The sequence below is a fragment of the Streptomyces sp. Je 1-79 genome (genome assembly GCF_025195125.1).
Classification (GTDB): Bacteria; Actinomycetota; Actinomycetes; order Streptomycetales; family Streptomycetaceae; genus Streptomyces.
This window is the reverse complement of record NZ_JAMGSL010000006.1, coordinates 102462-129076: the sequence shown is the minus strand read 5'-3', so window position 1 is coordinate 129076 and position 26615 is coordinate 102462. Positions and strand designations below refer to the sequence as shown.

General features: G+C 71.5%; 27 protein-coding genes and 1 riboswitch. Of the genes, 23 read left to right on the top strand and 4 right to left on the bottom strand.

From position 1 onward, the window contains the following. The first annotated feature begins 54 nt into the window (after positions 1-54). The 11 genes from lepB (M5362_RS13530) (at position 55) to M5362_RS13480 (ending at position 9627) form a co-directional block, all read left to right on the top strand. Positions 55-927: a signal peptidase I gene (gene lepB, locus M5362_RS13530; protein ID WP_260227745.1), complete on the top strand. Its 873-nt coding sequence runs from the start codon at positions 55-57 to the stop codon at positions 925-927. Then, complete coding sequence (gene lepB, locus M5362_RS13525; protein ID WP_260227744.1) at positions 920-1978, top strand: signal peptidase I; 1059 nt, start codon at positions 920-922, stop codon at positions 1976-1978. The genes lepB (M5362_RS13530) and lepB (M5362_RS13525) overlap by 8 nt, the downstream gene beginning before the upstream one ends. Next, positions 1893-2828 (top strand): signal peptidase I, encoded by a 936-nt coding sequence (gene lepB, locus M5362_RS13520; RefSeq protein ID WP_260228046.1) that lies wholly within the window; start codon positions 1893-1895, stop codon positions 2826-2828. Before lepB (M5362_RS13525) ends, lepB (M5362_RS13520) begins: the two co-directional genes overlap by 86 nt. A 63-nt stretch (positions 2829-2891) precedes the next feature. Next, positions 2892-3677: a signal peptidase I gene (gene lepB, locus M5362_RS13515; RefSeq protein ID WP_260227743.1), complete on the top strand. Its 786-nt coding sequence runs from the start codon at positions 2892-2894 to the stop codon at positions 3675-3677. A gap of 14 nt (positions 3678-3691) precedes the next feature. Further along, on the top strand, positions 3692-4222 hold the full coding sequence (locus tag M5362_RS13510) for an NUDIX hydrolase (protein WP_260227742.1): 531 nt from the start codon (positions 3692-3694) through the stop codon (positions 4220-4222). 55 nt (positions 4223-4277) lie between these two features. Next, a complete protein-coding gene (locus M5362_RS13505; protein ID WP_005311352.1) occupies positions 4278-4586 on the top strand; it encodes a DUF2469 domain-containing protein in 309 nt (102 codons plus the stop codon). Between the two features lie 122 nt (positions 4587-4708). Then, positions 4709-5164: a YraN family protein gene (locus M5362_RS13500; protein ID WP_260227741.1), complete on the top strand. Its 456-nt coding sequence runs from the start codon at positions 4709-4711 to the stop codon at positions 5162-5164. After that, positions 5164-6777: a YifB family Mg chelatase-like AAA ATPase gene (locus M5362_RS13495; protein ID WP_260227740.1), complete on the top strand. Its 1614-nt coding sequence runs from the start codon at positions 5164-5166 to the stop codon at positions 6775-6777. The genes M5362_RS13500 and M5362_RS13495 overlap by 1 nt, the downstream gene beginning before the upstream one ends. Continuing rightward, complete coding sequence (gene dprA / locus M5362_RS13490; RefSeq protein ID WP_260227739.1) at positions 6774-7940, top strand: DNA-processing protein DprA; 1167 nt, start codon at positions 6774-6776, stop codon at positions 7938-7940. The genes M5362_RS13495 and dprA overlap by 4 nt, the downstream gene beginning before the upstream one ends. A 239-nt stretch (positions 7941-8179) precedes the next feature. After that, on the top strand, positions 8180-9016 hold the full coding sequence (gene whiG, locus M5362_RS13485) for an RNA polymerase sigma factor WhiG (RefSeq protein ID WP_260227738.1): 837 nt from the start codon (positions 8180-8182) through the stop codon (positions 9014-9016). A gap of 53 nt (positions 9017-9069) precedes the next feature. Next, a complete protein-coding gene (locus tag M5362_RS13480; protein ID WP_260228045.1) occupies positions 9070-9627 on the top strand; it encodes a TetR/AcrR family transcriptional regulator in 558 nt (185 codons plus the stop codon). Positions 9628-9690: 63 nt separating this feature from the next. Here the strand turns inward: M5362_RS13480 and M5362_RS13475 are convergent, their stop codons facing one another. After that, positions 9691-10161: a M23 family metallopeptidase gene (locus M5362_RS13475; RefSeq protein WP_260227737.1), complete on the bottom strand. Its 471-nt coding sequence runs from the start codon at positions 10159-10161 to the stop codon at positions 9691-9693. Positions 10162-10416: 255 nt separating this feature from the next. On the opposite strand from M5362_RS13475, the gene rpsB reads away from it, so the two are divergent. The 12 genes from rpsB to M5362_RS13415 all read left to right on the top strand — a co-directional run bounded on the left by rpsB (position 10417) and on the right by M5362_RS13415 (position 23559). Further along, entirely contained in the window at positions 10417-11346 is a 930-nt protein-coding gene (gene rpsB / locus M5362_RS13470; RefSeq protein ID WP_260227736.1) for a 30S ribosomal protein S2, read from the top strand. A gap of 123 nt (positions 11347-11469) precedes the next feature. Further along, entirely contained in the window at positions 11470-12306 is an 837-nt protein-coding gene (tsf, locus tag M5362_RS13465; protein ID WP_260227735.1) for a translation elongation factor Ts, read from the top strand. Between the two features lie 158 nt (positions 12307-12464). Beyond that, positions 12465-13229 carry a UMP kinase gene (gene pyrH / locus M5362_RS13460; protein ID WP_260227734.1) on the top strand — a complete coding sequence of 255 codons (765 nt, stop codon included), beginning with the start codon at positions 12465-12467 and terminating at the stop codon, positions 13227-13229. Positions 13230-13330: 101 nt separating this feature from the next. Next, positions 13331-13888, top strand: coding sequence for a ribosome recycling factor (gene frr, locus M5362_RS13455; RefSeq protein ID WP_158990977.1), 558 nt, complete (start codon positions 13331-13333; stop codon positions 13886-13888). Continuing rightward, positions 13888-14973, top strand: coding sequence for a phosphatidate cytidylyltransferase (locus M5362_RS13450; RefSeq protein WP_260227733.1), 1086 nt, complete (start codon positions 13888-13890; stop codon positions 14971-14973). The genes frr and M5362_RS13450 overlap by 1 nt, the downstream gene beginning before the upstream one ends. Before the next feature lie 144 nt (positions 14974-15117). After that, on the top strand, positions 15118-16734 hold the full coding sequence (locus M5362_RS13445; RefSeq protein WP_260227732.1) for an MFS transporter: 1617 nt from the start codon (positions 15118-15120) through the stop codon (positions 16732-16734). Between the two features lie 100 nt (positions 16735-16834). Next, positions 16835-17608 (top strand): TetR/AcrR family transcriptional regulator, encoded by a 774-nt coding sequence (locus M5362_RS13440; RefSeq protein WP_260227731.1) that lies wholly within the window; start codon positions 16835-16837, stop codon positions 17606-17608. After that, the gene (locus M5362_RS13435; RefSeq protein ID WP_260227730.1) at positions 17601-18263 is read left to right on the top strand and encodes a hypothetical protein; all 663 of its coding nucleotides are present in this window, start codon (positions 17601-17603) and stop codon (positions 18261-18263) included. Before M5362_RS13440 ends, M5362_RS13435 begins: the two co-directional genes overlap by 8 nt. 127 nt (positions 18264-18390) lie before the next feature. Beyond that, positions 18391-19497 carry a 23S rRNA (adenine(2503)-C(2))-methyltransferase RlmN gene (rlmN, locus tag M5362_RS13430; protein ID WP_260227729.1) on the top strand — a complete coding sequence of 369 codons (1107 nt, stop codon included), beginning with the start codon at positions 18391-18393 and terminating at the stop codon, positions 19495-19497. A 29-nt stretch (positions 19498-19526) separates the two neighbouring features. Beyond that, positions 19527-19634, top strand: a riboswitch (TPP riboswitch). Positions 19635-19721: 87 nt separating this feature from the next. Then, a complete protein-coding gene (locus tag M5362_RS13425) occupies positions 19722-20801 on the top strand; it encodes a thiamine ABC transporter substrate binding subunit (protein ID WP_260228044.1) in 1080 nt (359 codons plus the stop codon). Positions 20802-20899: 98 nt separating this feature from the next. Then, the gene (locus tag M5362_RS13420; RefSeq protein ID WP_260228043.1) at positions 20900-22516 is read left to right on the top strand and encodes an iron ABC transporter permease; all 1617 of its coding nucleotides are present in this window, start codon (positions 20900-20902) and stop codon (positions 22514-22516) included. After that, on the top strand, positions 22516-23559 hold the full coding sequence (locus M5362_RS13415) for an ABC transporter ATP-binding protein (protein ID WP_260227728.1): 1044 nt from the start codon (positions 22516-22518) through the stop codon (positions 23557-23559). The genes M5362_RS13420 and M5362_RS13415 overlap by 1 nt, the downstream gene beginning before the upstream one ends. Positions 23560-23593: 34 nt before the next feature. Here M5362_RS13415 and M5362_RS13410 read toward each other — a convergent pair whose 3' ends face one another. Genes M5362_RS13410 through M5362_RS13400 form a run of 3 tightly spaced genes read right to left on the bottom strand, consistent with a single transcriptional unit; the run spans position 23594 to position 26605 of the window. Then, positions 23594-24703, bottom strand: a complete 1110-nt coding sequence (locus M5362_RS13410; protein ID WP_260227727.1) for an LOG family protein — start codon at positions 24701-24703, stop codon at positions 23594-23596. Between the two features lie 46 nt (positions 24704-24749). Continuing rightward, a complete protein-coding gene (locus M5362_RS13405) occupies positions 24750-25895 on the bottom strand; it encodes a hypothetical protein (RefSeq protein WP_260227726.1) in 1146 nt (381 codons plus the stop codon). Then, positions 25877-26605: an ABC transporter ATP-binding protein gene (locus M5362_RS13400; RefSeq protein ID WP_260227725.1), complete on the bottom strand. Its 729-nt coding sequence runs from the start codon at positions 26603-26605 to the stop codon at positions 25877-25879. Before M5362_RS13400 ends, M5362_RS13405 begins: the two co-directional genes overlap by 19 nt. Between the last annotated feature and the right edge of the window lie 10 nt (positions 26606-26615).

The following is a 26615-nucleotide window of genomic DNA, read 5'->3' as shown; positions in this document are numbered from 1 at the left end:
GCGCGGGGCTTCGGAGCACTGACGCACAGGGCGGCCGGATAGGCTCTGCCCCCGATGGACACCGAAGCACAGCACACGGAGCGCGACCGCTCCTCCACGACGGAGGAGCGGTCGCGCTCCGCGCGTCTTTCCGGGTCCGAGCGGACCACGGAGCCGGCCGTCACCGAGAGACTCGCGGAGTCCACCGGGAGACTCGCGGAGTCCACCGGGAGACCCGCGGAGTCCACCGGACGCCCGGCGGCGTCCAGCGGGCGGGCCGGGTGGTCCTGGCGGCGCACGGGGATCTTCGGCGCCGTCTGCGTCGTCTTCCTGATGCTCCCCAGCCACTTCGTCCTGCAGCCGTTCCTGATCCCCAGCCGCTCGATGGAGCCGACGCTCCAGGTCGGGGACCGGATCCTGGTGAACAAGCTGGCGTACCGCTTCGGCGAACAGCCGCGCCGTGGCGACGTCGTCGTCTTCGACGGCACCGGCTCCTTCCTCCAGGAAGCCCCCGAGGAGAACCCGGTCACCGGAGTGCTGCGCGGCGCCGCCGCGGCCCTCGGCCTCGCCGAGCCCGCCGAGACCGACTTCGTGAAACGGGTCGTGGGCGTCGGCGGCGACCGCGTCGTCTGCTGCGACGGGAACGGCCGACTCACCGTCAACGGCGTGCCCGTCGAGGAGTGGTACGTCCAGCTGGGTGACGCACCCTCGAAGGCGCCCTTCGACATCGTCGTACCGCAGGGCACCCTGTTCGTCATGGGCGACCACAGAAGTCAGTCGAGCGATTCCCGCGACCACCTGGGGCAGCCGGGCGGCGGCATGGTGCCCGTCGAGCAGGTGATCGGCCGCGCGGACTGGATCGGCTGGCCCTTCGCCCGCTGGGCCACGGTGCCGGAGACCGGTGCCTTCGACGCCGTACCCGCACCCGCGGCGGGTGGCCATGGGTAACCGGGGCAGGGCGTCCGCGCACGGCGGCGACACGCGGCTCCCCACCGGCACACGCCCCACGGACGGCGCCCGTCCGATGCCCGGCCGGGCTGAGCGCCGCAAGCTCGCCCGCAAGGTCAAGCGCCGACGGCAGCGCTCGGCGGTCAAGGAGATCCCGCTCCTCGTCGGAGTCGCCGTACTGATCGCGCTCGTCCTGAAGACCTTCCTGGTCCAGGCGTTCGTCATCCCGTCCGGCTCGATGGAGCAGACGATCCGGATCGACGACCGGGTCGTGGTCGACAAACTCACGCCCTGGTTCGGCTCCACGCCCCAGCGCGGCGACGTCGTCGTCTTCAAGGATCCCGGCAACTGGCTCCAGGACGCCGCGCCGCCGGCCGACGACCCGATCGGCCTCAAGCAGGTCAAACAGGCCCTGACCTTCATCGGGCTGCTGCCCTCGGCCGACGAACAGGACCTCATCAAGCGTGTCGTGGCGGTCGGCGGCGACACCGTCGCCTGCTGCGACAAGGACGGGCGGATCACGGTCAACGGCGTACCGCTGGACGAGCCGTACCTGCACCCCGGGAACGAACCCTCGAAGATCAAGTTCAAGGTGACGGTGCCTCAGGGCCGGATCTTCGTACTGGGCGACCACCGCTCGGACTCCGCCGACTCCCGCTTCCACCTCGAGGAGAAGGACCAGGGAACGATCTCCGTGGACGACGTCGTCGGCCGGGCGGTCGGCATCGTCTGGCCGGTCAGCCACTGGCGACGCCTGGAGGAGCCGGACACGTTTGCGGCCGTACCGGACGGTCGTTCGGGATCTGTGTCCGCGGGCGGCGCGTCGCATAGTGTGTCTTCGCGGAATCTGAACGGATTGCCCTGGCTCCCGACCCCTGCGGAACTCCCGCTCGTTATGGGAGTGGTGGGCCTGTCCCTGTTCTGGGGCGGGCATGTGCACGGACTGAGGAGTGGATGTGGGGGATGTGGCCGTCGGCGCACGATCCGGACACGACGAGCCCGAGGAGAGGCCCGAGCGGCCCGCCGAGTCGTCGGTGGCCATGAGGGATGACTCCGGCGACGGGCCGGACGCCGACCCCGCGGACGGCGCCGGCCGAGACGGTCGGGACGGCGAGAACGGGGAGGCCGACGGCGCTCCGAAGAAGCCGCGTTCCTTCTGGAAGGAACTGCCGCTGCTGATCGGTATCGCCCTGCTGCTCGCGCTGCTGATCAAGACCTTCCTGGTGCAGGCGTTCTCGATCCCCTCGGACTCGATGATGAACACGCTGCAGCGGGGCGACCGGGTGCTGGTGGACAAGCTGACCCCGTGGTTCGGCTCCGAGCCGGAGCGCGGCGAGGTCGTCGTCTTCCACGACCCGGGCGGCTGGCTGGAGGGCGAGCCCACCCCGGACCCGAACGTGCTCCAGGAGTTCCTGTCCTTCATCGGCCTGATGCCCTCGGCCGAGGAGAAGGACCTGATCAAGCGCGTCATCGCGGTGGGCGGCGACACGGTCTCCTGCAAGGAGGGCGGCAAGGTCGTCCTCAACGGCAAGGCGCTGGACGAGACCTCGTACATCGCCCCCGGCTCCTCGCCCTGCGGTGACAAGCCCTTCGGGCCGATCACGATCCCCGACGGCAGCATCTGGGTCATGGGTGACAACCGGCAGAACTCGCTGGACTCCCGCTACCACCAGAACCTCGCGGGCGGCGGCACCGTGCCGAACGATCAGGTCGTGGGCCGCGCGGTCTTCGTCGCCTGGCCGGTCACCCGCTGGTCCACGCTGCCCGTGCCGGAGACCTTCGACCAGCCGGGCCTGAGCCAGGCGCTGGCCGTGGCCCCGGGCGCGGCCGGACTGGCCGGCGCGCTGCCCCTGGTTCTCTGGCGCAGGAAGAGGCTCACATCTCGGCATACCGCCGAGTAGTGACGCGCGGGTAGGGTGCCGTCCCAGATCGTCGAACCGACCTTCGAGGTGGGGAGCGCTGGGATGAGCGGAACCATACGTACGGAAGGCGGCCGCGGCCGCCTCGGCAGTGTCCTGTCGGGGCTGGTCGTGGCCGTCGGCTGTGTGCTCTTCCTGGGCGGCTTCGCCTGGGGAGCCGTGGCCTACCAGCCGTACACCGTGCCCAGCGACTCGATGACGCCTGCCCTGGCCGTCGGGTCCAAGGTCCTCGCCCAGCGGATCGACGGCGACGAGGTCCGGCGCGGTGACATCGTGATCTTCAACGACCCGCTGTGGGGCGACATGCCCATGGTCAAGCGGGTCGTCGGCGTCGGCGGCGACACCGTCGCCTGCTGCGACAAGGACGGACGGCTCACCATCGACGGCAAGCCGATCGAGGAGCCGTACACCCTGGCCGGCGCCCCGGCCTCCGGGGAGAAGTTCTCCGTGACCGTCCCGGAGGGCAAGCTCTTCCTCCTCGGCGATGAGCGCCACAACTCTTTGGACTCCCGCAGCCACCTCGAAGAGGCCGGCCAGGGCTCCGTGCCGAACTCGGCCGTCACCGCCCGGGTCGACGCCGTCGCCTGGCCCGACGCCGAGCTCGTGGAGCGGCCGACGGGCTTCGCGGCCCTGCCCGGCGGGATCTCCGGCCGCGGACCCGTGGAGCCGCTCTTCTACGCGATCGTCGGCGGGTGTGTACTGATCCTTGGCGGAGCCGCGTACGGACCGGTGGCGCGGCTCGTCGGCCGACGGTCGGGAGACCGGCCGGCAGGCAGCTCCGGAGGCGGACCGGGAGGCCGGCCGCCGGGCAGGGAGACGGTGGACGCGTGACGGGTACGGCGGATATGACGGGTGCGGCTCAGGGTCCGGGGGAGGCCGAGGGGGTCGCTGCACGGGAACTGCGGCGGGTGGCGCGGGTCGTGCTGCTCGACCCCGACGACCGCATCCTTCTCCTGCACGGCTACGAGCCCGACGACCCGGCCCAGACCTGGTGGTTCACCCCCGGCGGCGGCCTGGAGGGCGACGAGACCCGCGAGGAGGCGGCGCTGCGCGAGCTGGCCGAGGAGACCGGGATCACCGACGTGGAACTCGGACCCGTCCTCTGGCGGCGGACCTGCTCCTTCCCGTTCGACGGGCGGCGCTGGGACCAGGACGAGTGGTACTACCTGGCGCGAACCACGCAGACCGCCACGGCGCCGAGCGGCCTCACCGAGCTCGAGGAACGCAGTGTCGCGGGGCTGAGGTGGTGGACCTCCGCCGAACTGTCGGCGGCCCGTGAGACGGTGTACCCGACCAGACTCGCCGAGCTGCTGCACACGCTGCTCGACGAGGGACCGCCGAGTTCACCGGTGGTACTCGCCACGGAAATCGCTTAGCGGTGCGAGCGGCTGGCGCACAATAGGTGGACGCACGGCTGAAGGGGAACATGCCATGAGCGCCGAGGACCTCGAGAAGTACGAGACCGAGATGGAGCTGAAGCTCTACCGGGAGTACCGCGATGTCGTCGGGCTGTTCAAATACGTGATCGAGACCGAGCGTCGTTTCTACCTCACCAACGACTACGAGATGCAGGTGCACTCGGTCCAGGGCGAGGTGTTCTTCGAGGTGTCCATGGCGGACGCCTGGGTCTGGGACATGTACCGGCCGGCCAGGTTCGTCAAGCAGGTCCGGGTCCTCACGTTCAAGGACGTGAACATCGAGGAGCTCAACAAGAGCGACCTGGAGCTCCCCGGCAGCTGACGCCGCAGCTCGGCGCGAACCACCCGAACGGATGACGGAGTTCTCCACAGGCGCGGAGTTGTCCACCGGCCCGCACACGGAACGTGGCGAAGCGTCACAGTCGGTGCCGGAGGTGGTACCGAATGAACGCATCGAACGCGCACACGCCAACCACTGCGCACACGCCGAGCACTGCGCACACGCCGAGCACACGCCCCGCGACCGCAGGCACGTCGAACGCGAAGAACGCCCTCGGGCGGTACGGAGAACAGCTGGCCGTCCGCCGGCTCACCGAAGCCGGGATGAACATCCTCGCCAGGAACTGGCGCTGCGGACGGACCGGAGAGATCGACATCGTCGCCCGCGACGGGGACACCGTCGTCGTCTGCGAGGTGAAGACCCGACGCGACGGCGCCTACGAACACCCCATGGCCGCCGTCACCCCCGCCAAGGCCGACCGGCTCAAACGCCTCGCCGCCTGCTGGCTCGACCGCCACGGCGGACCGCCACCCCACGGAGGCGTCCGCATCGACCTCGTCGGAGTCGTCCTGCCCCGCCGCGGCGCCCCCGTCGTCACCCACGCCCAGGGGGTGGCCTGATGGGATTCGCCCGCACCTGCTCCGTCGCCCTCGTCGGCGTCGAAGGCGTCGTCGTCGAGGTCCAGGCCGACCTCGAAGCCGGAGTCGCCGCCTTCACCCTCGTCGGACTCCCCGACAAGAGCCTCACCGAAAGCCGCGACCGCGTCAGGGCCGCCATCGTCAACTCCGACGCCGAATGGCCCCAGAAGAAACTCACCGTCGGCCTCAGCCCCGCCTCCGTACCCAAAGGAGGCTCCGGCTTCGACCTCGCCGTCGCCGCCGCCGTGCTCGGCGCCGCCGAGCGGATCGACCCCCGGGGCATCGCCGACCTCGTCCTCATCGGCGAACTCGGACTCGACGGCCGCGTCCGGCCCGTCCGCGGCGTCCTGCCCGCCGTCCTCGCCGCCGCCGAAGCCGGCTACCGGCAGGTCGTCGTCCCCGAACAGACAGCCGGCGAAGCCGCCCTCGTCCCCGGAGTCTCCGTCCTCGGCGTCCGCAGCCTGCGCCAGCTCATCGCCGTACTCTCCGACGAACCCGTCCCCGAAGAGGAACCCGCCGAGGCAGGCCGCCCCGACGCCATGCTCGCCGGACTCCTCGTCCCCGGCGCGGGCGTCGGCACCGGCCTCGCCGCCGACCCCGCCGACGGACCCGACCTCGCCGACGTCGCCGGACAGCACGGGGCCCGCCGCGCCCTCGAAGTCGCCGCCGCCGGAAGCCACCACCTGCTGCTCTCCGGACCTCCCGGAGCCGGAAAAACCATGCTCGCCGAACGACTCCCGGGCATCCTCCCCCCACTCACCCGCCAGGAGTCACTCGAAGTCACCGCCGTCCACTCCGTCGCCGGCATCCTCCCGCCCGGCGAACCCCTGGTCCGCCGCGCCCCCTACTGCGCGCCCCACCACTCCGCGACCATGCAGTCCCTCGTCGGCGGCGGCAACGGACTCCCACGCCCCGGCGCCGTCTCCCTCGCCCACCGAGGAGTCCTCTTCCTCGACGAAGCACCCGAGTTCTCCGGAAAAGCACTCGACGCCCTCCGCCAGCCCCTCGAATCCGGACACGTCGTCGTCGCCCGCGCCGCCGGAGTCGTCCGACTCCCCGCCCGCTTCCTCCTCGCCCTCGCCGCCAACCCCTGCCCCTGCGGACGCCACACCCTCCACGGCGCAGGCTGCGAATGCCCCGCCTCCCTCATCCGCCGCTACCAGGCACGGCTCTCCGGCCCGCTCCTCGACCGCATCGACCTCCGCGTCGCAGCCGAACCCGTCACCCGCTCCGACCTGCTCGGCCAGGGCGGACGCGGCGAATCCAGCGCCACCGTCGCCGACCGCGTCCGCGAGGCACGCGCCCGCGCCGCCACCCGACTCGCCGGCACCCCCTGGACCGTCAACAGCGAAGTCCCCGGCCACGAACTGCGCACCCGCTTCCTCGTCGGCCCCGGAGCACTCGCCGCCGCCGAACGCGACATCGAACGCGGACTGCTCACCGCCCGCGGCCTCGACCGCGTCCTCCGCGTCGCATGGACCGTCGCCGACCTCGCCGGACACGACCGGCCCGACGCCCAGGACGTCGACCTCGCCCTCGAACTGCGTACCGGCATCGCCCGCGGCGTACCGGTGGGAGCGGGGGACCGCGCATGACCCCGGACGACGAACGCCTCGCCCGCGCCGCCCTCACCCGCATCGTCGAACCCGGCGACACCCACGCGGGCCGCTGGCTCCGGCAGTACGGAGCCACCGGATTCCTCCGACACCTCAGAACCGACCCCGCCGCAAGGCCGGAGACGAGCCCCTTCCCCGGCACCGGGGAGAAACGGGTCGCCGGATGGCGGCGACGGGCCGCCACCGTGGAACCACGGCGCGACCTCGACGCCGCCCACCGGCACGGCGGCCGCCTGGTCATCCCCGGCGACCCCGAATGGCCCCGGCAACTCGACGACCTCGGCGACGCCCGCCCCCTCGGGCTCTGGGTCCGCGGCCCCGCCGACCTCCGGACCTGGGCACTCCGCTCAGTCGCCGTCGTCGGCGCCCGCGCCTGCACCCCCTACGGCGCCCACATGGCCACCACCCTCGCCACCGGGCTCGCCGAACAGGGCTGGGTCGTCGTCTCCGGCGCAGCCTTCGGCATCGACGGCGCCGCCCACCGAGGAGCCCTCGCCGCCCAAGGCGCCACCGTCGCCGTCCTCGCCTGCGGCGTCGACATCCCCTACCCCCGCGGCCACGCCGGACTCATCGGACGCATCGCCGAACAAGGGCTCGTCATCGGCGAGTTACCGCCCGGCAGCCACCCCACCCCCAGCAGATTCATCCTCCGCAACCGCGTCATCGCCGCCCTCACCCGCGGCACCGTCGTCGTCGAGGCCGAGTACCGCAGCGGCTCCCTCGTCACCGCCCGCGGCGCCGCACGGCTCGGCCGCCACACCATGGGCGTCCCCGGCCCCGTCACCAGCGGCCTCTCCGCCGGCGTCCACGAACTCCTGCGCGGCGAGGCCACCCTCGTCACCGACGCCGCCGAGGTGATCGAGCTCGTCGGCGACATGGGCCAACTCGCCCCCGCCCGCCGCGGACCCGTCCTGCCCAGAGACCTCCTCGGCCCGGACACCGCCCGCGTCCTCGAAGCGCTTCCCGCCGGCCACCCCACCCCCCTGACAGCCATCGCCGACCGGGCCGGCTCCACCACCGACGACACCCTCGCCCGACTGTACGAACTGCACTCCCTGGGGTTCGTCGAACGGCAAGGAGATGACTGGCAGTTGACGAACAGCGCCACGGAAGGGGCGAACGCGCGGCGAGGCGGTACTTGACCTGGAGCATTCGGGTGAAAAGGTGATGGTGATGAACCAGCCAGTTCTCCCGGCCGCACCCCAGAGGCCGAAACGCGCCGTGGCCCGGGTTCGAAAGCCTGGCCGAGGACGTCCACCCGCAGCGGCGCGATCCGCAGAGGTTCGCACACCGCGACGGTCCAGTCACGCTACGCTCACCAGGATTCCCAGCCGGACACCCAGACCGACAAACCCGCCAGCAGAACGGCTCAAGGCAACGCATGCCCCAGCACACCTCCGGGTCTGACCGCGCTGCGGTGCCCCCAGCAGCCCGGGGCACCGTGCGTCCACCCGCACCGACATCGCTCGACGAGCTGTGGCGGTCGTACAAGGACACGGGCGACGAGCGGCTGCGGGAACAGCTGATCCTGCACTACTCGCCGCTGGTCAAGTACGTCGCCGGCCGCGTCAGCGTGGGGCTGCCCTCCAACGTGGAACAGGCCGACTTCGTCTCCTCCGGAGTCTTCGGGCTGATCGACGCCATCGAGAAGTTCGACGTCGAACGCTCGATCAAGTTCGAGACCTACGCGATCACCCGCATCCGCGGCGCGATGATCGACGAACTCCGCGCCCTGGACTGGATCCCCCGCTCCGTACGGCAGAAGGCGCGCAACGTCGAGCGCGCCTACGCCACCCTCGAGGCCAAGCTCCGCCGCACCCCGAGCGAGGGCGAGGTCGCGGCCGAAATGGACATCACCCTCGAGGAACTGCACGCCGTTTTCAGCCAGTTGTCCCTGGCGAACGTCGTCGCGCTCGAGGAACTGCTGCACGTCGGCGGCGAGGGCGGCGACCGGCTGTCGCTCATGGACACGCTGGAGGACACCGCCGCCGACAACCCGGTCGAGGTCGCCGAGGACCGAGAGCTGCGCAGGCTGCTCGCCCGCGCCATCAACACCCTCCCCGAGCGGGAGAAGACCGTCGTCACGCTCTACTACTACGAGGGCCTCACCCTCGCCGAGATCGGCCAGGTCCTCGGTGTCACCGAGAGCCGCGTCAGCCAGATCCACACCAAGTCCGTCCTCCAGCTCCGAGCCAAGCTCGCCGATGTAGGGCGCTGACGCACCGCGGCCGGTCGTATGGTGGAGCCGTGCCCAGGATTCGAGCGGCCTCCGTGGCCGAGCACCGGACGATGCAGCGCGGCGCCCTGCTGGACGCCGCGCGATCCCTGCTGTCCGAGGGCGGTACGGAGGCGCTGACCTTCCCCGCCCTCGCCGAGCGCACGGGCCTTGCCCGCTCCTCGGTGTACGAGTACTTCCGCTCCCGCGCGGCCGTGGTCGAGGAGCTGTGCGCCGTCGACTTCCCCGTCTGGGCCGCCGAGGTCGAGACGGCGATGGCACGGGCCGGCACGGCCGAGGGCAAGGTCGAGGCCTACGTCCGCACGCAGCTGGAGCTCGTGGGGGACCGGCGCCACCGCGCGGTCGTCGCGATCTCCGCGAGCGAGCTCGACGACGGCGCCCGCGAGAAGATCCGCGCCGCCCACGGCGGTCTCGTCGCCATGATCGTCGAGGCCCTCGCCGACCTGGGCCAGGCCCAGCCCCGCCTCGGCGCGATGCTCCTCCAGGGCGTCGTGGACGCGGCGGTACGGCGCATCGAGCTGGGAGCCGCCGAGGACCCGGACTCCATCGCCGAGGCCGCGGTCGCGATGGCCCTCCGAGGCGTCTCCGGCTGAACGCAGGTGACCCCGCCCCCGCCCCCTCCCCCCACCCCCTCCCACCCCCTCCCCGCCCCCGGATCAGGGCACGCCCGTTACCGGTAGGAGGCGTGACGGTCCCTGGCGCAGGAGGAGCAGGGGGTTCAGGTAGGTGTCGCCTCGTAGGAGTCCCCAGTGCAGGCAGGCCCGCGGGCAGTGGGGGTCATCGGCCGGTGGGGGCGCGAGGGTGGCCACGGGGTCGCCGCGGGTGACGGTGGTGCCAGCTGTGACCTGGGGGTTCACCGGTTCGTAGGTGGTGCGCAGGGGTGGCTGTCCGGTGCCGGGCAGGGTGATCGTGAGGACGCCGCGGCCGGCCACCCGGCCGGCGAAGGTGACCACGCCGGAGGCGGCCGCGCGGACCGGGGTGCCCGCGGGGGCCGCCAGGTCGAGTCCGCGGTGGCCGGCGGCGTAGGGGCCGGCCGGGGGTTCCCAGCCGCGGATGATCTCCGGGCGTGGTGGGCCGAGGGGCCACATCAGCGTGAGGACGATCAGCAGGTGTGTCGTGAGGTGCATGGGGATACCGTCCCGCAGGCGTCCGTTTCGCGACGATCATGGTCGGTATCTGTGGAATACCGGCCGGTTGTGGACAGCGCCGTCACCCGGCACGCCCCGGGTCCCGTACACTTCCTATGGCGATCCGGGTCACCGGGTCGACTTCGCACGCCCCGCCACACAGCCTTCACCGGCCGTGGCAGCGCCTTTCGGTCCCTTGCGGCACGGCGCGTCGGGGTGTCAGGACATAACCGAGAAACACAAGGAGATACGGCCATGGCCGTCGTCACGATGCGGGAGCTGCTGGAGAGCGGCGTCCACTTCGGTCACCAGACCCGTCGTTGGAACCCGAAGATGAAGCGCTTCATCTTCACGGAGCGCAACGGCATCTACATCATCGACCTGCTCCAGTCGCTGTCGTACATCGACCGCGCCTACGAGTTCGTCAAGGAGACCGTCGCCCACGGCGGCTCCATCATGTTCGTCGGTACGAAGAAGCAGGCCCAGGAGGCCATCGCCGAGCAGGCGACGCGTGTCGGCATGCCGTACGTCAACCAGCGTTGGCTCGGTGGCATGCTCACCAACTTCTCCACCGTCTACAAGCGTCTGCAGCGCCTCAAGGAGCTCGAGCAGATCGACTTCGAGGACGTCGCCGCCTCGGGTCTCACCAAGAAGGAGCTCCTGGTCCTCTCCCGCGAGAAGGCCAAGCTGGAGAAGACCCTCGGTGGTATCCGCGAGATGCAGAAGGTGCCCAGCGCCGTCTGGATCGTCGACACCAAGAAGGAGCACATCGCCGTCGGTGAGGCGCGCAAGCTCCACATCCCGGTCGTCGCGATCCTCGACACCAACTGCGACCCCGACGAGGTCGACTACAAGATCCCGGGCAACGACGACGCGATCCGCTCCGTCACCCTGCTCACCCGCGTGATCGCCGACGCCGTCGCCGAGGGCCTCATCGCCCGCTCCGGCGCTGCGACCGGTGACTCGAAGCCGGGCGAGAAGGCCGCGGGCGAGCCGCTCGCCGAGTGGGAGCGCGACCTCCTCGAGGGCGAGAAGAAGGCTGACGAGGCCGAGGTCCAGACCTCTGCCGAGACCGAGCCGGTCGCCGACGCCGAGGCCGCCACCGAGGCTGCCGACGCCGTCGCCGCCGAGGTCGTCGAGGCTCCGGCCGCCGAGGCTCCGGCCGCCGAGGCCGAGCAGGCCTGACCCACGGCCCGACCTTCACAGGTCAGGTCCGGTTGGTTGTATCGGATGTCGACGGCGGGGGCACGCGTTGCCCCCGCCGTCCACCCGTAGATCTTTCAGACTTCGAGAGAGAAACTCAGACTCATGGCGAACTACACCGCCGCTGACGTCAAGAAGCTCCGTGAGCTCACCGGCGCCGGCATGATGGACTGCAAGAAGGCTCTGGACGAGGCCGACGGCAACGTCGACAAGGCCGTCGAGGCCCTGCGCATCAAGGGCCAGAAGGGCGTCGCCAAGCGCGAGGGCCGCTCTGCCGAGAACGGCGCCGTCGTCTCCGTCATCGCCGACGACAACACCTCCGGTGTCCTCGTCGAGCTGAAGTGCGAGACGGACTTCGTCGCCAAGGGCGACAAGTTCCAGGCCGCCGCCAACGCGCTCGCCGCCCACGTCGCCGCCACCGCCCCGGCCGACCTCGAGGCGCTGCTCGCCTCCGAGATCGAGCCCGGCAAGACGGTCCAGGCGTACGTCGACGAGGCCAACGCCAACCTCGGCGAGAAGATCGTCCTCGACCGCTTCGCGCGGTACGCCGACGGCTTCGTCTCGGCCTACATGCACCGCACCATGCCCGACCTGCCCCCGCAGATCGGTGTCCTTGTCGAGCTCGACAAGGAGAACGCCGAGATCGCCAAGGGTGTCGCGCAGCACATCGCCGCCTTCGCGCCGAAGTACCTCACCCGTGAGGACGTTCCGGCCGAGGTCGTCGAGACCGAGCGTCGCGTCGCCGAGGAGACCACCCGCGCCGAGGGCAAGCCCGAGGCCGCGCTCCCGAAGATCGTCGAGGGTCGCGTCAACGGCTTCTTCAAGGACGCCACGCTGCTCGGCCAGCCGTACGCGCTGGACAACAAGAAGTCCGTCCAGCAGATCCTGGACGAGGCCGGTGTCACCCTGAAGCGCTTCACGCGCATCAAGGTCGGCATCTGAGTCCGTACGCAACGGACACCGGGCCCGGGTAGGGTCTGAAGCAGTCGTCCGCGCTCGCGTAGGACGACCGCAGTTCTGACGAGGAGGCCATTGCCGTACGGGAAACCGCAAGGACCCACCGGCAATGGCCTTCGTCGTATGTGCACGAGGAGATCTCCATGAACCAGAGCGCCGTACAGGGCGACGACACCCACGGCAAAAAGGCCGGCCGCTTCATGCTGAAGCTGTCCGGCGAGGCATTCGCCGGAGGCGGCGGCCTCGGCGTCGACCCCGACGTCGTGCACAAGATCGCACGCGAGATCGCCGCAGTCGTCCGCGACGGGGCGGAGATCGCGATCGTGATCGGCGGCGGCAACTTCTTCCGCGGAGCCGAGCTGCAGGTGCGCGGCATGGACCGGGCCCGCTCCGACTACATGGGCATGCTCGGCACCGTCATGAACTGCCTCGCCCTCCAGGACTTCCTGGAGAAGGAGGGCATCGACTCCCGCGTCCAGACCGCCATCACCATGGGCCAGGTCGCGGAGCCGTACATCCCGCTGCGCGCCGTGCGGCACCTGGAGAAGGGCCGCGTGGTCATCTTCGGCGCCGGTATGGGCATGCCGTACTTCTCCACCGACACCACGGCCGCCCAGCGTGCCCTGGAGATCGACGCCGAGGCCCTGCTCATGGGCAAGAACGGCGTCGACGGGGTCTACGACTCCGACCCGAAGAAGAACCCGGACGCGGTGAAGTACGACGCGCTGGAGTACGGAGAGGTCATCTCCCGCGACCTCAAGGTCGCCGACGCCACCGCCATCACCCTGTGCCGTGACAACAAGCTGCCGATCCTCGTCTTCGAACTGCTCGCCGAGGGCAATATCGCGCGCGCGGTGAAGGGTGAGAAGATCGGCACTCTCGTGAACGACCAGGGCACCCGGGCCTGAGCCTCGGCTCGAAACCGGGTACCTCCCCGCGAGGGGACGGACAGAGCCCTGCCGGTCGTACACCGTGCAGGACAAGACGCGACGACACGCAGGAGCAAGTGGTGATCGAAGAGACCCTCCTCGAGGCCGAGGAGAAGATGGAGAAGGCCGTCGTGGTCGCCAAGGAGGACTTCGCCGCGATCCGCACCGGCCGTGCGCACCCGGCGATGTTCAACAAGATCGTGGCCGACTACTACGGTGCGATCACGCCGATCAATCAGCTGGCGTCGTTCTCGGTTCCCGAGCCGCGCATGGCGGTCGTGACCCCGTTCGACAAGAGCGCGCTGCGCAACATCGAGCAGGCGATCCGTGACTCGGACCTGGGCGTCAACCCCAGCAACGACGGCAACATCATCCGTGTGGTGTTCCCCGAGCTGACCGAGGAGCGCCGCCGGGAGTACATCAAGGTCGCCAAGGGCAAGGCCGAGGACTCCAAGATCTCCATCCGTTCCGTCCGCCGCAAGGCCAAGGAGACCATCGACAAGCTGGTCAAGGACGGCGAGGTCGGCGAGGACGAGGGCCGCCGCGGCGAGAAGGAGCTCGACGACACCACCGCGAAGTACGTCGCGCAGGTGGACGAGCTGCTCAAGCACAAGGAAGCCGAGCTGCTCGAGGTCTGATGAACGACTCTTCCTGGGGGGCCCCGGCCGGTTCCGGCTACTGGGGGCCCGACCAGGGGCCTGCCCCGGCGGGTCCCGCATACGATGGGCTGCAGGCGGCGCAGACTCGGCCCATGCCCATCGTGCCCGACGTCCCCGCCGGCGACCACCAGGACGACCACGACCGGGGGGCCGCTCAGCCGAGCGGTCCCCTGTTCCGTGACGAGACGCCGAACGAGCACCCGCAGGAGCCCATGTCCAGCCCGTCCCAGCCCGCCGCCCCGCAGAAGAAGAGCGCGGGGCGCGATCTGGGTGCGGCCATAGGGGTCGGTGTCGGTCTGGGCGCCGTCATCGTCGCCTCCCTGTTCATCTGGAAGGCCGCGTTCGTCGGTGTCATAGCGGTCGCCGTCGTGGTCGGTCTGTGGGAGCTCACCTCCCGCCTCCAGGAACGCAAGGACATCAGGGCCCCGCTCGTCCCGCTGGCGGTCGGCGGTGCGGCGATGGTCGTGGCCGGCTATGTCCGCGGCGCGGAGGGCGCCTGGGTCGCCATGGCCCTGACGGCGCTCGCGGTGCTGGTGTGGCGTATGACGGAGCGGCCCGAGGGCTATCTGAAGGATGTCACGGCGGGTGTCTTCGCGGCGTTCTACGTGCCGTTCCTGGCGACGTTCGTGGCGCTGATGCTCACGGCCGACGACGGCGCGGAGCGGGTGCTCACGTTCCTGCTGCTCACGGTCGTCAGCGACACCGGCGCGTACGCGATCGGCTGGCGTTTCGGCAAGCACAAGCTGGCTCCGCGGATCAGCCCCGGCAAGACCCGCGAAGGGCTGGTCGGTGCGGTGACGTTCGCGATGGCGGCGGGCGCGCTGTGCATGGAGTTCCTGATCGACGGCGGCGCGTGGTGGCAGGGCCTGCTGCTCGGCCTGGCGGTGGCGGCGAGCGCGACGCTCGGTGACCTCGGCGAGTCGATGATCAAGCGCGATCTCGGCATCAAGGACATGGGCACCCTGCTGCCGGGCCACGGCGGCATCATGGACCGTCTTGACTCCCTGTTGCCGACGGCGCCGGTGGTGTGGCTGCTGCTGGTGCTGTTCGTCGGTACGACCTGACGGGAGCGTTCGTCACGCGGGGCCCGTCGTCCTTCCGGGGACGGCGGGCCCTGTGTGTTTTCCCGTGCCATCTCGTGCCGCCATGCGGGGGACGCCCGCGGTGGGTCGCGGTTCGCCGGCCGCCGTCGTTGGCACGATGCGGCCATGGCACCCAGGGGAGGCAGTCCGGAAGGTCCGGCGGGGGCGCGTCTCGTTCTGCTGACGCTCGCGGCCGGTCAGTTCCTGATGGCGCTCGACAGCTCCGTCATGAACGTCTCGATCGCGACCGTGGCCGAGGACGTGGGGACGACGGTCACCGGGATCCAGGGCGCGATCACGGCGTACACGCTCGTGATGGCGATGTTCATGATCCCCGGGGGCAAGGTCGGGGCGCTGATCGGCCGTAAGCGCGCGTTCATGATCGGCTGCGGTGTCTACGGCTGCGGTTCCCTGACCACGGCGCTGGCGCCGAACCTTCCCGTGCTGATGTTGGGCTGGTCGTTCCTGGAGGGGATCGGGGCCGCGCTGATCATGCCCGCGATCGTGGCTCTGGTGGCGGGCAACTTCGCCACGGAGCGCCGCCCCGCGGCCTATGGGATCGTGGCGGCGGCCGGGGCGGTGGCCATCGCCCTGGGGCCGCTCATCGGTGGTGTCGCCACGACGTACTTCTCCTGGCGCTGGGTCTTCGCCGGTGAGGTTCTGGTGGTGCTCGCCATCCTGGTGTTCGCCCGTCGCATCGCCGACGCCGAGAGCGAGGAGCGCTCCCGGATCGACCTCCTGGGCGCCGCGCTGTCCGCGCTCGGGCTGGGGATCTTCGTCTACGGTGTGCTGCGCTCGGGCGAGTGGGGCTGGTTCCGGCCGAAGCCCGACGCCCCCTCGTGGCTGGGCGTCTCGCTGGTCGTGTGGCTGGTCCTCGCGGGTCTGTTCCTGGTGTGGCTCTTCCTCCGCTGGGAGGCCCGGCTCGCGGCCCGCGGCAGGGAGCCGCTCCTCGACCCGGCCATGCTGCGGAACAGGCAGCTCACCGGTGGTCTGACGATGTTCTTCTTCCAGTACCTCGTTCAGATGGGCGTGTTCTTCGTCGTCCCGCTCTATCTGTCCATCGCCCTGGGGCTGTCCGCGCTCATGACCGGGGCGCGCATTCTGCCGCTGTCCCTGACACTGCTGGCGGCGGCGATCCTGATCCCCCGGTTCCTCCCGGACGTCTCGCCCCGGCGAGTCGTACGGCTCGGGGTGCTCGCGCTGCTCGCGGGCGCGGTCGCTCTGATGGCGGCGCTCGACGCCGATGCCGGTGCGGAGATCGTCACCGTTCCGCTCCTGCTGATCGGTCTCGGCATGGGTGCGCTGGCCTCGCAGCTCGGTTCGGTGACGGTGTCCGCCGTCCCCGACAGCAGGAGCGCCGAGGTCGGCGGTGTGCAGAACGCCGTCACCAACCTCGGAGCGTCGATCGGTACGGCGCTGGCCGGGTCGCTCCTGATCGGCGCGCTCACGTCGTCCTTCCTGGCGAGCGTCGAGCAGAGCCCGGCGATCCCGGCCGACGTGAAGAACCGGGCCGCGGTCGAACTTCAGAGTGGCGTGCCGTTCCTCTCGGACACCCAGCTCAGAACGGCCCTCGACGAGGCGGGCACCTCACCGGACGTGACCCAGGCCGCGCTGGACGCGAACGCCGCCGCCCGCCTGGACGGCCTGCGGGCGGCCCTGGCGATCCTCGCCCTCTCCTCGCTCGTCGCGCTGTTCTTCACCTCACGCATCCCCTCCACCCAACCGGGCTCGCCCCGGCCCTGACGGGGGTCGTCCAGGGGTGCGTGGCGGTGCCGCACGGCCTGGCGCTTGTTTATGACGTACGCTACGTTTATCGCGTAAACCTACTGAAGGGGAGAGGGCCATGTCCCGCGCCGATCGTTCCGCCCGCCCCGGCAACTCGACCGACCTCGGCGCGGTCGCGGACCTGCTGTGGCGCACCGATCCCGAGCGCGTCGCAGAGCCCCGGCCCCGGCTCGGCGTCAGGCTGATCGTGGACACCGCGGTCGCTCTCGCCGACGCCGAGGGGCTGGACGCGCTCTCCATGCAGCGGGTCGGTTCCGAGCTGGGGTGCAGCGCGATGGCGCTCTACCGGCACGTTCCGAGCAAGGACCAGCTCGTCGCGGCCATGGTCGACACCGCCACGGGCCGCCCGCCCGCGCCGCCCTCCTCGCCCACGACGTGGCGCGCCGAGGTCGAGGCGTGGGTGGAGGCGCTGTGGGGTCTCTATCTCGGCCACCCGTGGATGCTGCGGGCGCCCACGTCGAGCGCACCGGTCGGGCCGAACGAGCTCGCCTGGTTCGAGGCGCTCCTCAGCCCGCTCCACCGCGGCGGTCTCGACCGTGGAGAGCTGATTCCGATCGCCACCTTCGTCTCCAGCGCGGTGCGCGATCTGGCGCGGGTGGCCACGGAGCTCGATCCGGCGGGTGCCGCCGCCTACGGCGAGGTCCTGGCCCGGCGCCTGGACCCGGCGCGCTTTCCCACCCTGTGCTCGCTCGCGGGCGAGGAAGGTCTCGACGAGGCGGAGGACGGCGACGTCACGCCGATCGTCCGCCACGGGATGCGCTACCTGCTCGACGGCATCGAGGCCCGAGTGGAGTCCACTCCCGTACGACGGAAGGAAGAACCACGTGGATGAGATCGTGATACGACGGCTGATGAGCGTCTGCGGCATCGCCGCCGGCTTGTTCGCCGCGGTCGGCGTTCCGCTCTACTTCGTGTACTCCGGAGCGCCGCCGGCTTCGAACGTGCTCGCCAGGATCCTGCTGAACATCCTCACGTGTGGAGCCCTGCTGGTCTTCCTGACGGGGCTGCGCCATCTGATCCGCACCGCGGGCGCCGGGTACGAGTGGCCGGCGAGCCTGGTGTTCGGCTCCGGGCTTGCCTACGTCATCGTCACCCTGGTCGCCACGTCGATCGAGGCGGGGACCGTGCTCGAACACCCCGAAGGGACCCTGGACCCCACCGTCGACGGCACGCTGGCCCACGCGAACATGCTGCTGCACGGATCGGTCGCGAGACTCCTGACGGCGATCCTCCTGACGGCCGCCGGATACGCGATCCTGCGCAGCGGTGTCCTGCCCCGCTGGACCGGACGCTTCGCCTACGCCGTCGCGATCGTCAACGTCGCCTTCGTGCCCTCGCTCTTCTTCGGGACGGACGCCGCCGACTTCTACAGCGCCGTCGGCTGGGGCAACACCGCCCTGACCGCCGCCCTCGTCGTCTACTGGGCCCTGGCCGTCGGCATCGTGGTCAGGCCGCGTTCCTCCCGGCGCCCCGCACGGTTCGCCTGACGGCAGGGGTACGGGGCGGGCTCCGGGCCGTCGGAGGCCGCCGCGGCCCCCCGACGGCCACGCCGGTCACCGCCCGGTCGCGCGAGGCCCCGGGTCACTCACGAGCGTCTGCGACACTGGTACCACCATGCCCAAGCCCGGAGAACTCACTTTCGTCGCCCCCCGCGGAGCCAAGAAGCCGCCGCGGCACCTGGCCGACCTCACGCCCGCCGAGCGCAAGGAGGCCGTCGCCGCGATCGGCGAGAAGCCGTTCCGCGCCAAGCAGCTGTCCACGCACTACTTCGCGCGGTACGCCCACGACCCCGCCGAGTGGACCGACATCCCCGCCTCCTCGCGCGAGAAGCTGCAGGGGGAGCTGCTGCCCGACCTGATGTCCGTGGTCCGGCACATCTCGTGCGACGACGACACCACCCGTAAGACCCTGTGGAAGCTGCACGACGGCACGCTCGTCGAGTCCGTGCTCATGCGCTACCCGGACCGGGTCACCATGTGCATCTCCTCCCAGGCCGGGTGCGGGATGAACTGCCCGTTCTGCGCCACCGGACAGGCCGGGCTCGACCGGAACCTGTCGACCGCCGAGATCGTGCACCAGATCGTCGACGGGATGCGAGCCCTGCGCGACGGTGAGGTGCCCGGAGGGCCGGCGCGGCTGTCCAACATCGTCTTCATGGGCATGGGCGAGCCGCTGGCCAACTACAAGCGGGTCGTGGGCGCCGTCCGGCGGCTGACCGACCCCGAGCCGGACGGGCTCGGGCTGTCGCAGCGCGGCATCACCGTCTCCACCGTCGGCCTGGTGCCCGCGATGCTGCGCTTCGCCGACGAGGGCTTCAAGTGCCGCCTCGCCGTCTCGCTGCACGCCCCCGACGACGAGCTGCGCGACACCCTCGTGCCCGTCAACACCCGCTGGAAGGTCCGCGAGGTCCTCGACGCGGCATGGGAGTACGCCGAGAAGTCCGGCCGCCGGATCTCCATCGAGTACGCCCTGATCCGCGACATCAACGACCAGGCCTGGCGCGGAGACCTCCTCGGGCGACTGCTCAAGGGGAAGCGGGTGCACGTCAACCTGATTCCGCTGAACCCGACGCCCGGCTCGAAGTGGACCGCGTCGCGGCCGGAGGACGAGAAGGCCTTCGTCGAGGCCATCGCCGCCCACGGGGTCCCGGTCACCGTCCGTGACACCCGCGGTCAGGAGATCGACGGCGCCTGTGGACAGCTGGCGGCCTCGGAGCGCTGACCTTGTAGTCTGTGCTCGAACACATCTCCATATTCCGACAGGGGAGCGCCACAGCGCTGAGAGTGCGGTCATCGGACCGCAGACCCTCTGAACCTTGCCCAGGTCATTCTGGGTAGGAAGTTCGGTCGCAACTCGAGCTGTTGCGCCCTGCCCACCCTCCGGTGGGCAGGGCCGCGTCTCTTCCTGGTCACACCCAGGAGGAATTTTCAGTGAGCACCAAGAAGATGGCCGCTGCGGCGATCGCCGCAGCGCTGGGCGTCACCACCCTCGCCGCCTGCGGCACCGACGACATCAGAGACGCGGCGGGCAAGAACGACGAGCGCGCGCCGAAGACCGTGACCCTCGTGAGCCACGACTCCTTCAACGCCTCCAAGGAGGTGCTGGCGGAGTTCACCAAGCAGACCGGCTTCACCGTCAAGGTCCTCAAGAGCGGTGACGCCGGCGTCGCCGTCAACAAGGAGATCCTGACCAAGGGCTCCCCGCAGGGCGACGTCTTCTTCGGCGTCGACAACACCCTGCTCTCCCGCGCCCTCGACAACGGGATCTTCGTCCCGTACGAGGCGAAGGGCCTGGACCTCGTCCTGCCCGAGACGAAGGTCGACAAGGAGCACCGGGTCACCCCGGTCGACACCGGCGACATCTGCGTCAACTACGACAAGAAGTACTTCGCCGACAAGAAGCTCGCGCCCCCGCAGACCTTCGACGACCTGGCCAAGCCGGAGTACAAGAACCTGCTCGTCGTCGAGAACCCCGAGAAGTCCTCCCCGGGCCTCGGTTTCCTCCTCGGCACGGCCGCGCAGTACGGCGACGAGGGCTGGCAGGACTACTGGAAGAAGCTCAAGGCCAACGGCGTCAAGACCGTCGACAGCTGGGAGCTCGCCTACAACCAGGAGTTCTCCGGGTCCGCCGGCGGTAAGCAGGCCAAGGGCGACCGCCCGCTGGTCGTCTCGTACGCCTCCAGCCCGCCGGTCGAGGTCCTCTACGCCGAGCCGCAGCCGAAGGAGGCCCCCACCGGCGTCTCCACCGGCACCTGCTTCCGGCAGATCGAGTTCGCCGGACTGCTCGACGGGGCGAAGAACCCCGAGGGCGGCAAGGCGCTGATCGACTTCCTGATCTCCAAGAAGTTCCAGGACGACATGCCGCTGCAGATGTTCGTCAACCCGGTGACCGAGGGCGCCCAGCTGCCCGAGCTGTTCACCAAGCACGGCGTGGTGATCGACAAGCCGCAGACCATGGCCCCCGAGAAGATCGCCGAGAAGCGTGAGCAGTGGATCCAGTCGTGGTCCTCGACCGTCCTGAAGTAGAGCGCGAAAGCCGCGACGGCGGTGAAGGCGGCGTGCGGAGCGCGGATCCCGGACGCCGCCGCGGAGACGTGCGGGGAAGCGTGGTGCGGCTCGGCCTGATGGTCGTGCCCCTCGCCTTCTTCGCGCTCTTCTTCGCCTGGCCCGTCGCCTCGATCGTCGAACGCGGGCTGCGGCCCGACGGGGTGTGGCGGTTCGGCCGCCTCGGCGAGACGCTGACCCGGCCGGAGATCCTCGACGTCCTCTGGTTCACGCTGTGGCAGGCGCTCGCCTCCACCGCGCTGACCCTGCTGATCGCCCTGCCCGGCGCCTACGTCTTCGCGCGCTTCGAGTTCCCCGGCAAGGGGCTGCTGCGCGCGGTCGTGACCGTGCCGTTCGTGATGCCGACCGTCATGGTCGGCACCGCCTTCCTGGCGCTCGTCGGGCGCGGCGGGCTCCTCGACGAACTGTGGGGCGTCCGTCTGGACACCACCGTCTGGGCCATCCTCCTCGCCCACGTCTTCTTCAACTACGCCGTCGTCGTCCGGACCGTAGGCGGCCTCTGGTCACAGCTCGACCCGCGCCAGGAGGAGGCCGCCCGCGTCCTCGGCGCCTCCCGGTTCACGGCCTGGCGGACGGTCACCCTGCCGGCGCTCGCCCCGGCCGTCGCCGCGGCCGCGCTGATGGTGTTCCTCTTCACCGCCGCCTCCTTCGCCGTCGTCCAGATCCTCGGCGGGCCGACGTACTCCACCCTGGAGACGGAGATCTACCGGCAGACGGTCGACCGCTTCGACCTGACGACGGCCGCCGTCCTCACCCTCGTCCAGTTCGTCGCCGTCGGCGTCGTGCTCGCCGTGCACGCCCGGACCGTACGGCGACGGGAGACGGCCCTGAAGCTCGTCGCACCCGAGCAGACCGCACGGCGGCCGAAGGGGCTCGGGCAGCGGGCGCTCTTCGGCGGTGTCCTGATCTCCATCGCCCTGCTGCTCGTGCTGCCGCTCGCCGTGCTCGTCGAGCGGTCCTTCGACACCCCGGACGGTTACGGGCTCGACTACTACCGGGCCCTGCAGTCCGTCGACCCCTCCGGCACCTTCCTCGTGCCCCTGGTCGACACGATCGGCAACTCGCTCCGGTACGCCCTCGTCGCCACCGCCCTCGCCCTCGTCATCGGCGGGCTCGCGGCGGCCGCCCTCACCCGGCGGGCCGGGCGGCTCGTGCGGGGCTTCGACGCGCTGCTGATGCTGCCGCTCGGCGTCTCCGCCGTCACCGTCGGCTTCGGGTTCCTCATCACGCTCGACGAGCCGCCGTTCGACCTGCGGGGGAGCTGGATCCTCGTCCCGCTCGCGCAGGCGCTGGTCGGCGTCCCCTTCGTCGTACGGACGATGCTGCCCGTGCTGCGCGCGGTCGACGAGCGGCTGCGGGAGGCGGCGGCCGTGCTCGGCGCGTCGCCGCTGCGGGCCTGGCGCGAGGTCGATCTGCCGCTCGTGCGGCGGGCGGTGCTCATCGCGGCCGGGTTCGCCTTCGCCGTGTCCCTGGGCGAGTTCGGTGCGACCGTCTTCATCGCCCGGCCCGACAGCCCCACCCTGCCCGTCGCCGTCGCCCGGCTGCTCGGCCGGCCCGGGGCGCTCAACTACGGCCAGGCCATGGCCCTTTCGACGATTCTGATGGTGGTGTGCGCGGTGTCCCTGCTGCTGCTCGAACGGCTTCGTGCGGGCCGGACCGCCTCCGGGGAGTTCTGATGCTGCACATCGAGGACGCGACCGTACGGTTCGGGCAGCGGCCCGCGCTCGACTCCGTCGGCCTTCGCGTGGCCGACCACGAGATCGTGTGCGTGCTCGGGCCGAGCGGTAGCGGCAAGTCGACGCTGCTGCGGGCCGTCGCCGGACTCCAGGCGCTCGACGGCGGGCGGGTTCTGCTCGGCGGCGCGGACCAGACCGGGGTGCCGGTGCACCGGCGCGGCGTCGGGCTGATGTTCCAGGACCACCAGCTCTTCCCCCAGCGGGACGTGGGCGGCAACGTCGCCTTCGGGCTGCGGATGCACGGTGTGGAGCGGGCCGAACGGGACGAGCGCGTACGGGAGCTGCTGGAGCTCGTCGGGCTGCCCGGGGCCACCGGACGGGCCGTCGCCTCGCTCTCCGGCGGCGAGCAGCAGCGCGTGGCGCTGGCCCGGGCGCTCGCCCCGCGGCCCCGGCTGCTGATGCTCGACGAGCCGCTCGGGCAGCTCGACCGCGGCCTGCGGGAACGGCTCGTGGTCGAACTGCGTGGCCTCTTCGCGAGGTTGGGTACGACGGTGCTCGCCGTCACCCACGACCAGGGGGAGGCGTTCGCGCTCGCCGACCGGGTCGTGGTGATGCGGGACGGCCGGATCGCTCAGTCCGGGACACCGCTGGAGGTCTGGCAGCGGCCGGTCTCCGCGTTCGTCGCCCGCTTCCTCGGCTTCGACAACGTCGTGCCGGGGACGGTGAGCGGCGCGGCCGCCGACACCGTGTGGGGCAGGATCCCGGTGCCGCACGGATCGCCCCAGGGAGCGAGGGAGATCCTCGTACGCCCGGGAGGTGTCCGTCTCGCGGCCCCGGCGGACGGCCTGGTCTGCACGGTCGAGGCCCGCACGTTCCGCGGCACCCACGTCGCCGTCCTGCTCCGCCCGGCCCAAGGGCCGCCCCTGGAGGCGGAGTGCCCCCTCCGCGACGCCCCGGAGGCAGGCACGGAGGTGGGCGTGTCCTTCGCCGCCGAGGACGTCGTGGTCCTCGCCGACCAGGTCCTCGCCGACGACGTCAAGTGACGGCTCGTCAACCGCCGTCACGGGCGCGGCGGGTTCAGCCCGGGAGCCTCAGCCGGCGGAGGGCTTCCGGGGCCTCGTCCACGGAGTCGACCAGGGCGATCCGGGAGGCCATCGGGCGGTCCGCGGCGAGGGACCGGAGCAGGGGCCAGGCGGGCAGCCGGTCCGTCCAGTGGGCGCGGTCCACCAGCACCATCGGGGTGGGCTCGCCACGCGACTCGTAGAAGTTCGGGGTCGCGTTGTCGAAGATCTCCTGCACCGTGCCGGCCGCGCCCGGCAGGAAGACCACACCGGCGTTGCACCGAGCGAGCAGCCCGTCCTCCCGGGTGGCGTTGGCGAAGTACTTGGCGATGTGACCGGCGAAGGCGTTCGGCGGCTCGTGGCCGTAGAACCAGGTGGGGACACCGACCGAGTCGCCGCCCTGGGGCCAGCGGGCGCGGACGTCGAAGGCGGCGCGCGCCCAGTCGGTGACGGACGGGGTGAACGAGGGAGCCTTGGCGAGGAGTTCGAGCGCCTCGTCGAGGACGTCGTCGGCGAGCGGCGCGGTGTACGCGCCGAGGTTCGCCGCCTCCATCGCGCCCGGGCCGCCGCCGGTCGCCACGGTGAGCCCGGCGCGGGCCAGCGACCGGCCGAGCCGGGCCGCTCCCGCGTACGCGTCGCCGCCGCGGCCCATCGCGTGCCCGCCCATGACGCCCACGACCCGGGCGCCGTCGAGCAGTTCGTCCAGGGCGTCGGAGATCGCGTCGTCGTGGATGGAGCGGAGCATCGACGCGAAGATGTCGCCGTCGGCCTTCGTCCGCCGGAACCAGTCGTACGCGAGGAAGTCGGGCGTCGCCTCGTACCCCTGGTCCTCGACACGGTCGAACAGTTCACCGGGGGAGTAGAGCCGCGCGCGGTACGGGTCGAACGCCAGCTCCGGTACGGGCGGGAAGACGAGCGCCCCGTCGGCGCGGACCTTCGCGGCGGCCTCGGGCTGCAGGACGCAGCCGAGGAAGACGGCGCCCTCGGTGGAGGTGGAGAGCAGCGCGAAGGTGCGGTCGGTCAGGTCGACGGACTGGATCCGGTGTCCGATGAGCGACCCGCGGGCGATCACCGCGTCGAACTCGGCGGTGTCGTGGATCTCGCGTTCGTGCGGGCGGCGGGTCATGGGGACAGGGTAGGGCCCCCGCGGAGCGGGGGGCCGTGCCCCGGCGTCAGCCCGACAGCGGGACCGCTGCCAGGGATCCCACCAGCCAGGTCAGCGGCAGGAAGACCGCCAGCAGCGCCCCCGCGCGCATCAGCGCCGCCGTGCGCAGGACCGTGGGCGGGGCGCCGAGCCGGACGAGGGCCGCGGACGTGTGGGCGCGGCACTGCTTGGACTCCAGGGCCGCCGTCAGCAGCGTCGCCGTCGTGCAGGCCGTCACCAGCGCCGCCCCGAGGCCGGTCAGCGGCCCGAAGTCGCCCGTGCCCGAGCTGTACAGCGTCACCGCCGCGACCCCGCCCGAGGCCACCGCGCAGACGATGCCCAGCGGGCGCCCGATGCGGCGGGACTCGTCCATCAGGACGCGGCCGGCGAGGAGCCGGACCGCGCCGGGGCGGACCGCCTGGAGCAGCCGGCCGCACCCGTGGGTGAGGCCCGGCCCCGCCATCGCCAGGCCGATCGCGGTGAGGATCCAGCCCGCGAGGACTCCCCCCGGGCTGCCGTCGAAGCGGCCCGGGAGCGGCAGCCCGCCGTCCTGGCCGCCCTGCCCGGCGTACGTCTCGACGGCGAGGCCGACCGCGAGCAGGGCCACGCCCCACGGCAGGCCCGAGGGCGCCGCCTTCTCGATGCCCTCGGGGGCCGGGGCAGTCTTCCGGGGCCGCAGGGCGAGCCCGGCGGCCGTGGAGGCGGCCACGGGCAGGATCGCGAGCAGGGTGAGCGCGCCGGCCAGCGGGATCGGCCGGCCCGCGGCGAGCAGCTCGGCGGCCGCCCCGTCGAACGGCAGGCCGGTGATGTCGCCGCGCAGGTGCAGATAGAACAGCAGCGCGACCATCGAGCCGAGCGTGCAGGAGACGGCCGTCGAGGCCGCGGCGATCGCCGTGAGCCGGGCCGGGCCGAGCCCGATCGCCGAGAGTCCGGGCCGCGGCCGGGTGCTGGGATCCGTACGGGCCACGGCGACCGCGAAGTGCACGGTCGCGGCCAGCGGGATGAGGCACCACAGCAGGCGCAGGGTCGCGGCGGCCGACCGGTCCGGGTGGCCCACGGCGTAGCCCAGCGTGCACAGCAGCAGGAAGCCGACCCCCGCGGCCGCCGTGGCGACCAGGAGGCGCCGCAGCTGGACGAGGGGGTGGGACCCGCGGACTAGACGGAGAGCGAGCACGCGGCGACGCCCTCCGCCCCGGTGGTCGGTGCGGCGGTGCCCACCCGGCGGCCGTCGAGCAGGGCGACCGAGCGGTCGGCGAGGGCGGCGACCTCCGTGTCATGGGTCGCGAGGAGGACGGTGATCCGGTGCGAGCGGGCCGCCGCCGTGAGCGTGCGCAGCACCTGCGCGCCGTCGGCGCGGTGCAGGGAGGCGGTCGGTTCGTCGGCGAAGAGCACGGCCGGGGTGGTGACCAGGGCCCGGGCGATGGCGACCCGCTGCCGCTGCGACTGGTTCAGCGCGTGCGGGCGTCTGCGGGCGCAGACGCCGATGTCGAGCCGTTCCAGCCACTCGATGGCGGAGGCCTTCGCGGTCCGGTGCGAGACCCCGCGCAGCAGGAGCGGCAGGGCCGTGTTCTCCCAGGCGGTCAGCTCCGGTACGAGTCCGGGCTCGGGGTCGATCCAGCCGAACCGGTCACGGCGCAGCCGCTCGCGCTGGACCGGGCTCATGGTGTGCACGGGGCTGCTGTTGAACCAGACCTCGCCCTGCTGGGCGAGCGTCTGTCCCGACAGACAGCGCATCAGGGTGGTCTTGCCGCTGCCTCGCGGGCCGACCAGGGCGAGGATCTCGGCCTCGCGCACCCCCAGGGAGACGCCGGTCAGGACGTCGGAGCCCTCCAGGGTGCAGTGCAGGGAACGCGCCCAGAGCACGTCGTTGTCCGGTGGGGCCATCGCGTACACC

Bases quoted from the DNA above. Each gene is read 5' to 3' on its own strand.
- lepB (WP_260227745.1), top strand. From the start codon at position 55: ATGGACACCGAAGCACAGCACACGGAGCGCGACCGCTCCTCCACGACG.
- lepB (WP_260227744.1), top strand. From the start codon at position 920: ATGGGTAACCGGGGCAGGGCGTCCGCGCACGGCGGCGACACGCGGCTC.
- lepB (WP_260227743.1), top strand. From the start codon at position 2,892: ATGAGCGGAACCATACGTACGGAAGGCGGCCGCGGCCGCCTCGGCAGT.
- M5362_RS13510 (WP_260227742.1), top strand. From the start codon at position 3,692: ATGACGGGTGCGGCTCAGGGTCCGGGGGAGGCCGAGGGGGTCGCTGCA.
- M5362_RS13505 (WP_005311352.1), top strand. From the start codon at position 4,278: ATGAGCGCCGAGGACCTCGAGAAGTACGAGACCGAGATGGAGCTGAAG.
- M5362_RS13500 (WP_260227741.1), top strand. From the start codon at position 4,709: ATGAACGCATCGAACGCGCACACGCCAACCACTGCGCACACGCCGAGC.
- M5362_RS13495 (WP_260227740.1), top strand. From the start codon at position 5,164: ATGGGATTCGCCCGCACCTGCTCCGTCGCCCTCGTCGGCGTCGAAGGC.
- dprA (WP_260227739.1), top strand. From the start codon at position 6,774: ATGACCCCGGACGACGAACGCCTCGCCCGCGCCGCCCTCACCCGCATC.
- whiG (WP_260227738.1), top strand. From the start codon at position 8,180: ATGCCCCAGCACACCTCCGGGTCTGACCGCGCTGCGGTGCCCCCAGCA.
- M5362_RS13475 (WP_260227737.1), bottom strand. From the start codon at position 10,161: ATGCACCTCACGACACACCTGCTGATCGTCCTCACGCTGATGTGGCCC.
- rpsB (WP_260227736.1), top strand. From the start codon at position 10,417: ATGGCCGTCGTCACGATGCGGGAGCTGCTGGAGAGCGGCGTCCACTTC.
- tsf (WP_260227735.1), top strand. From the start codon at position 11,470: ATGGCGAACTACACCGCCGCTGACGTCAAGAAGCTCCGTGAGCTCACC.
- pyrH (WP_260227734.1), top strand. From the start codon at position 12,465: ATGAACCAGAGCGCCGTACAGGGCGACGACACCCACGGCAAAAAGGCC.
- M5362_RS13450 (WP_260227733.1), top strand. From the start codon at position 13,888: ATGAACGACTCTTCCTGGGGGGCCCCGGCCGGTTCCGGCTACTGGGGG.
- M5362_RS13445 (WP_260227732.1), top strand. From the start codon at position 15,118: ATGGCACCCAGGGGAGGCAGTCCGGAAGGTCCGGCGGGGGCGCGTCTC.
- M5362_RS13440 (WP_260227731.1), top strand. From the start codon at position 16,835: ATGTCCCGCGCCGATCGTTCCGCCCGCCCCGGCAACTCGACCGACCTC.
- rlmN (WP_260227729.1), top strand. From the start codon at position 18,391: ATGCCCAAGCCCGGAGAACTCACTTTCGTCGCCCCCCGCGGAGCCAAG.
- M5362_RS13425 (WP_260228044.1), top strand. From the start codon at position 19,722: ATGGCCGCTGCGGCGATCGCCGCAGCGCTGGGCGTCACCACCCTCGCC.
- M5362_RS13420 (WP_260228043.1), top strand. From the start codon at position 20,900: ATGGTCGTGCCCCTCGCCTTCTTCGCGCTCTTCTTCGCCTGGCCCGTC.
- M5362_RS13415 (WP_260227728.1), top strand. From the start codon at position 22,516: ATGCTGCACATCGAGGACGCGACCGTACGGTTCGGGCAGCGGCCCGCG.
- M5362_RS13410 (WP_260227727.1), bottom strand. From the start codon at position 24,703: ATGACCCGCCGCCCGCACGAACGCGAGATCCACGACACCGCCGAGTTC.
- M5362_RS13400 (WP_260227725.1), bottom strand. From the start codon at position 26,605: ATGGCCCCACCGGACAACGACGTGCTCTGGGCGCGTTCCCTGCACTGC.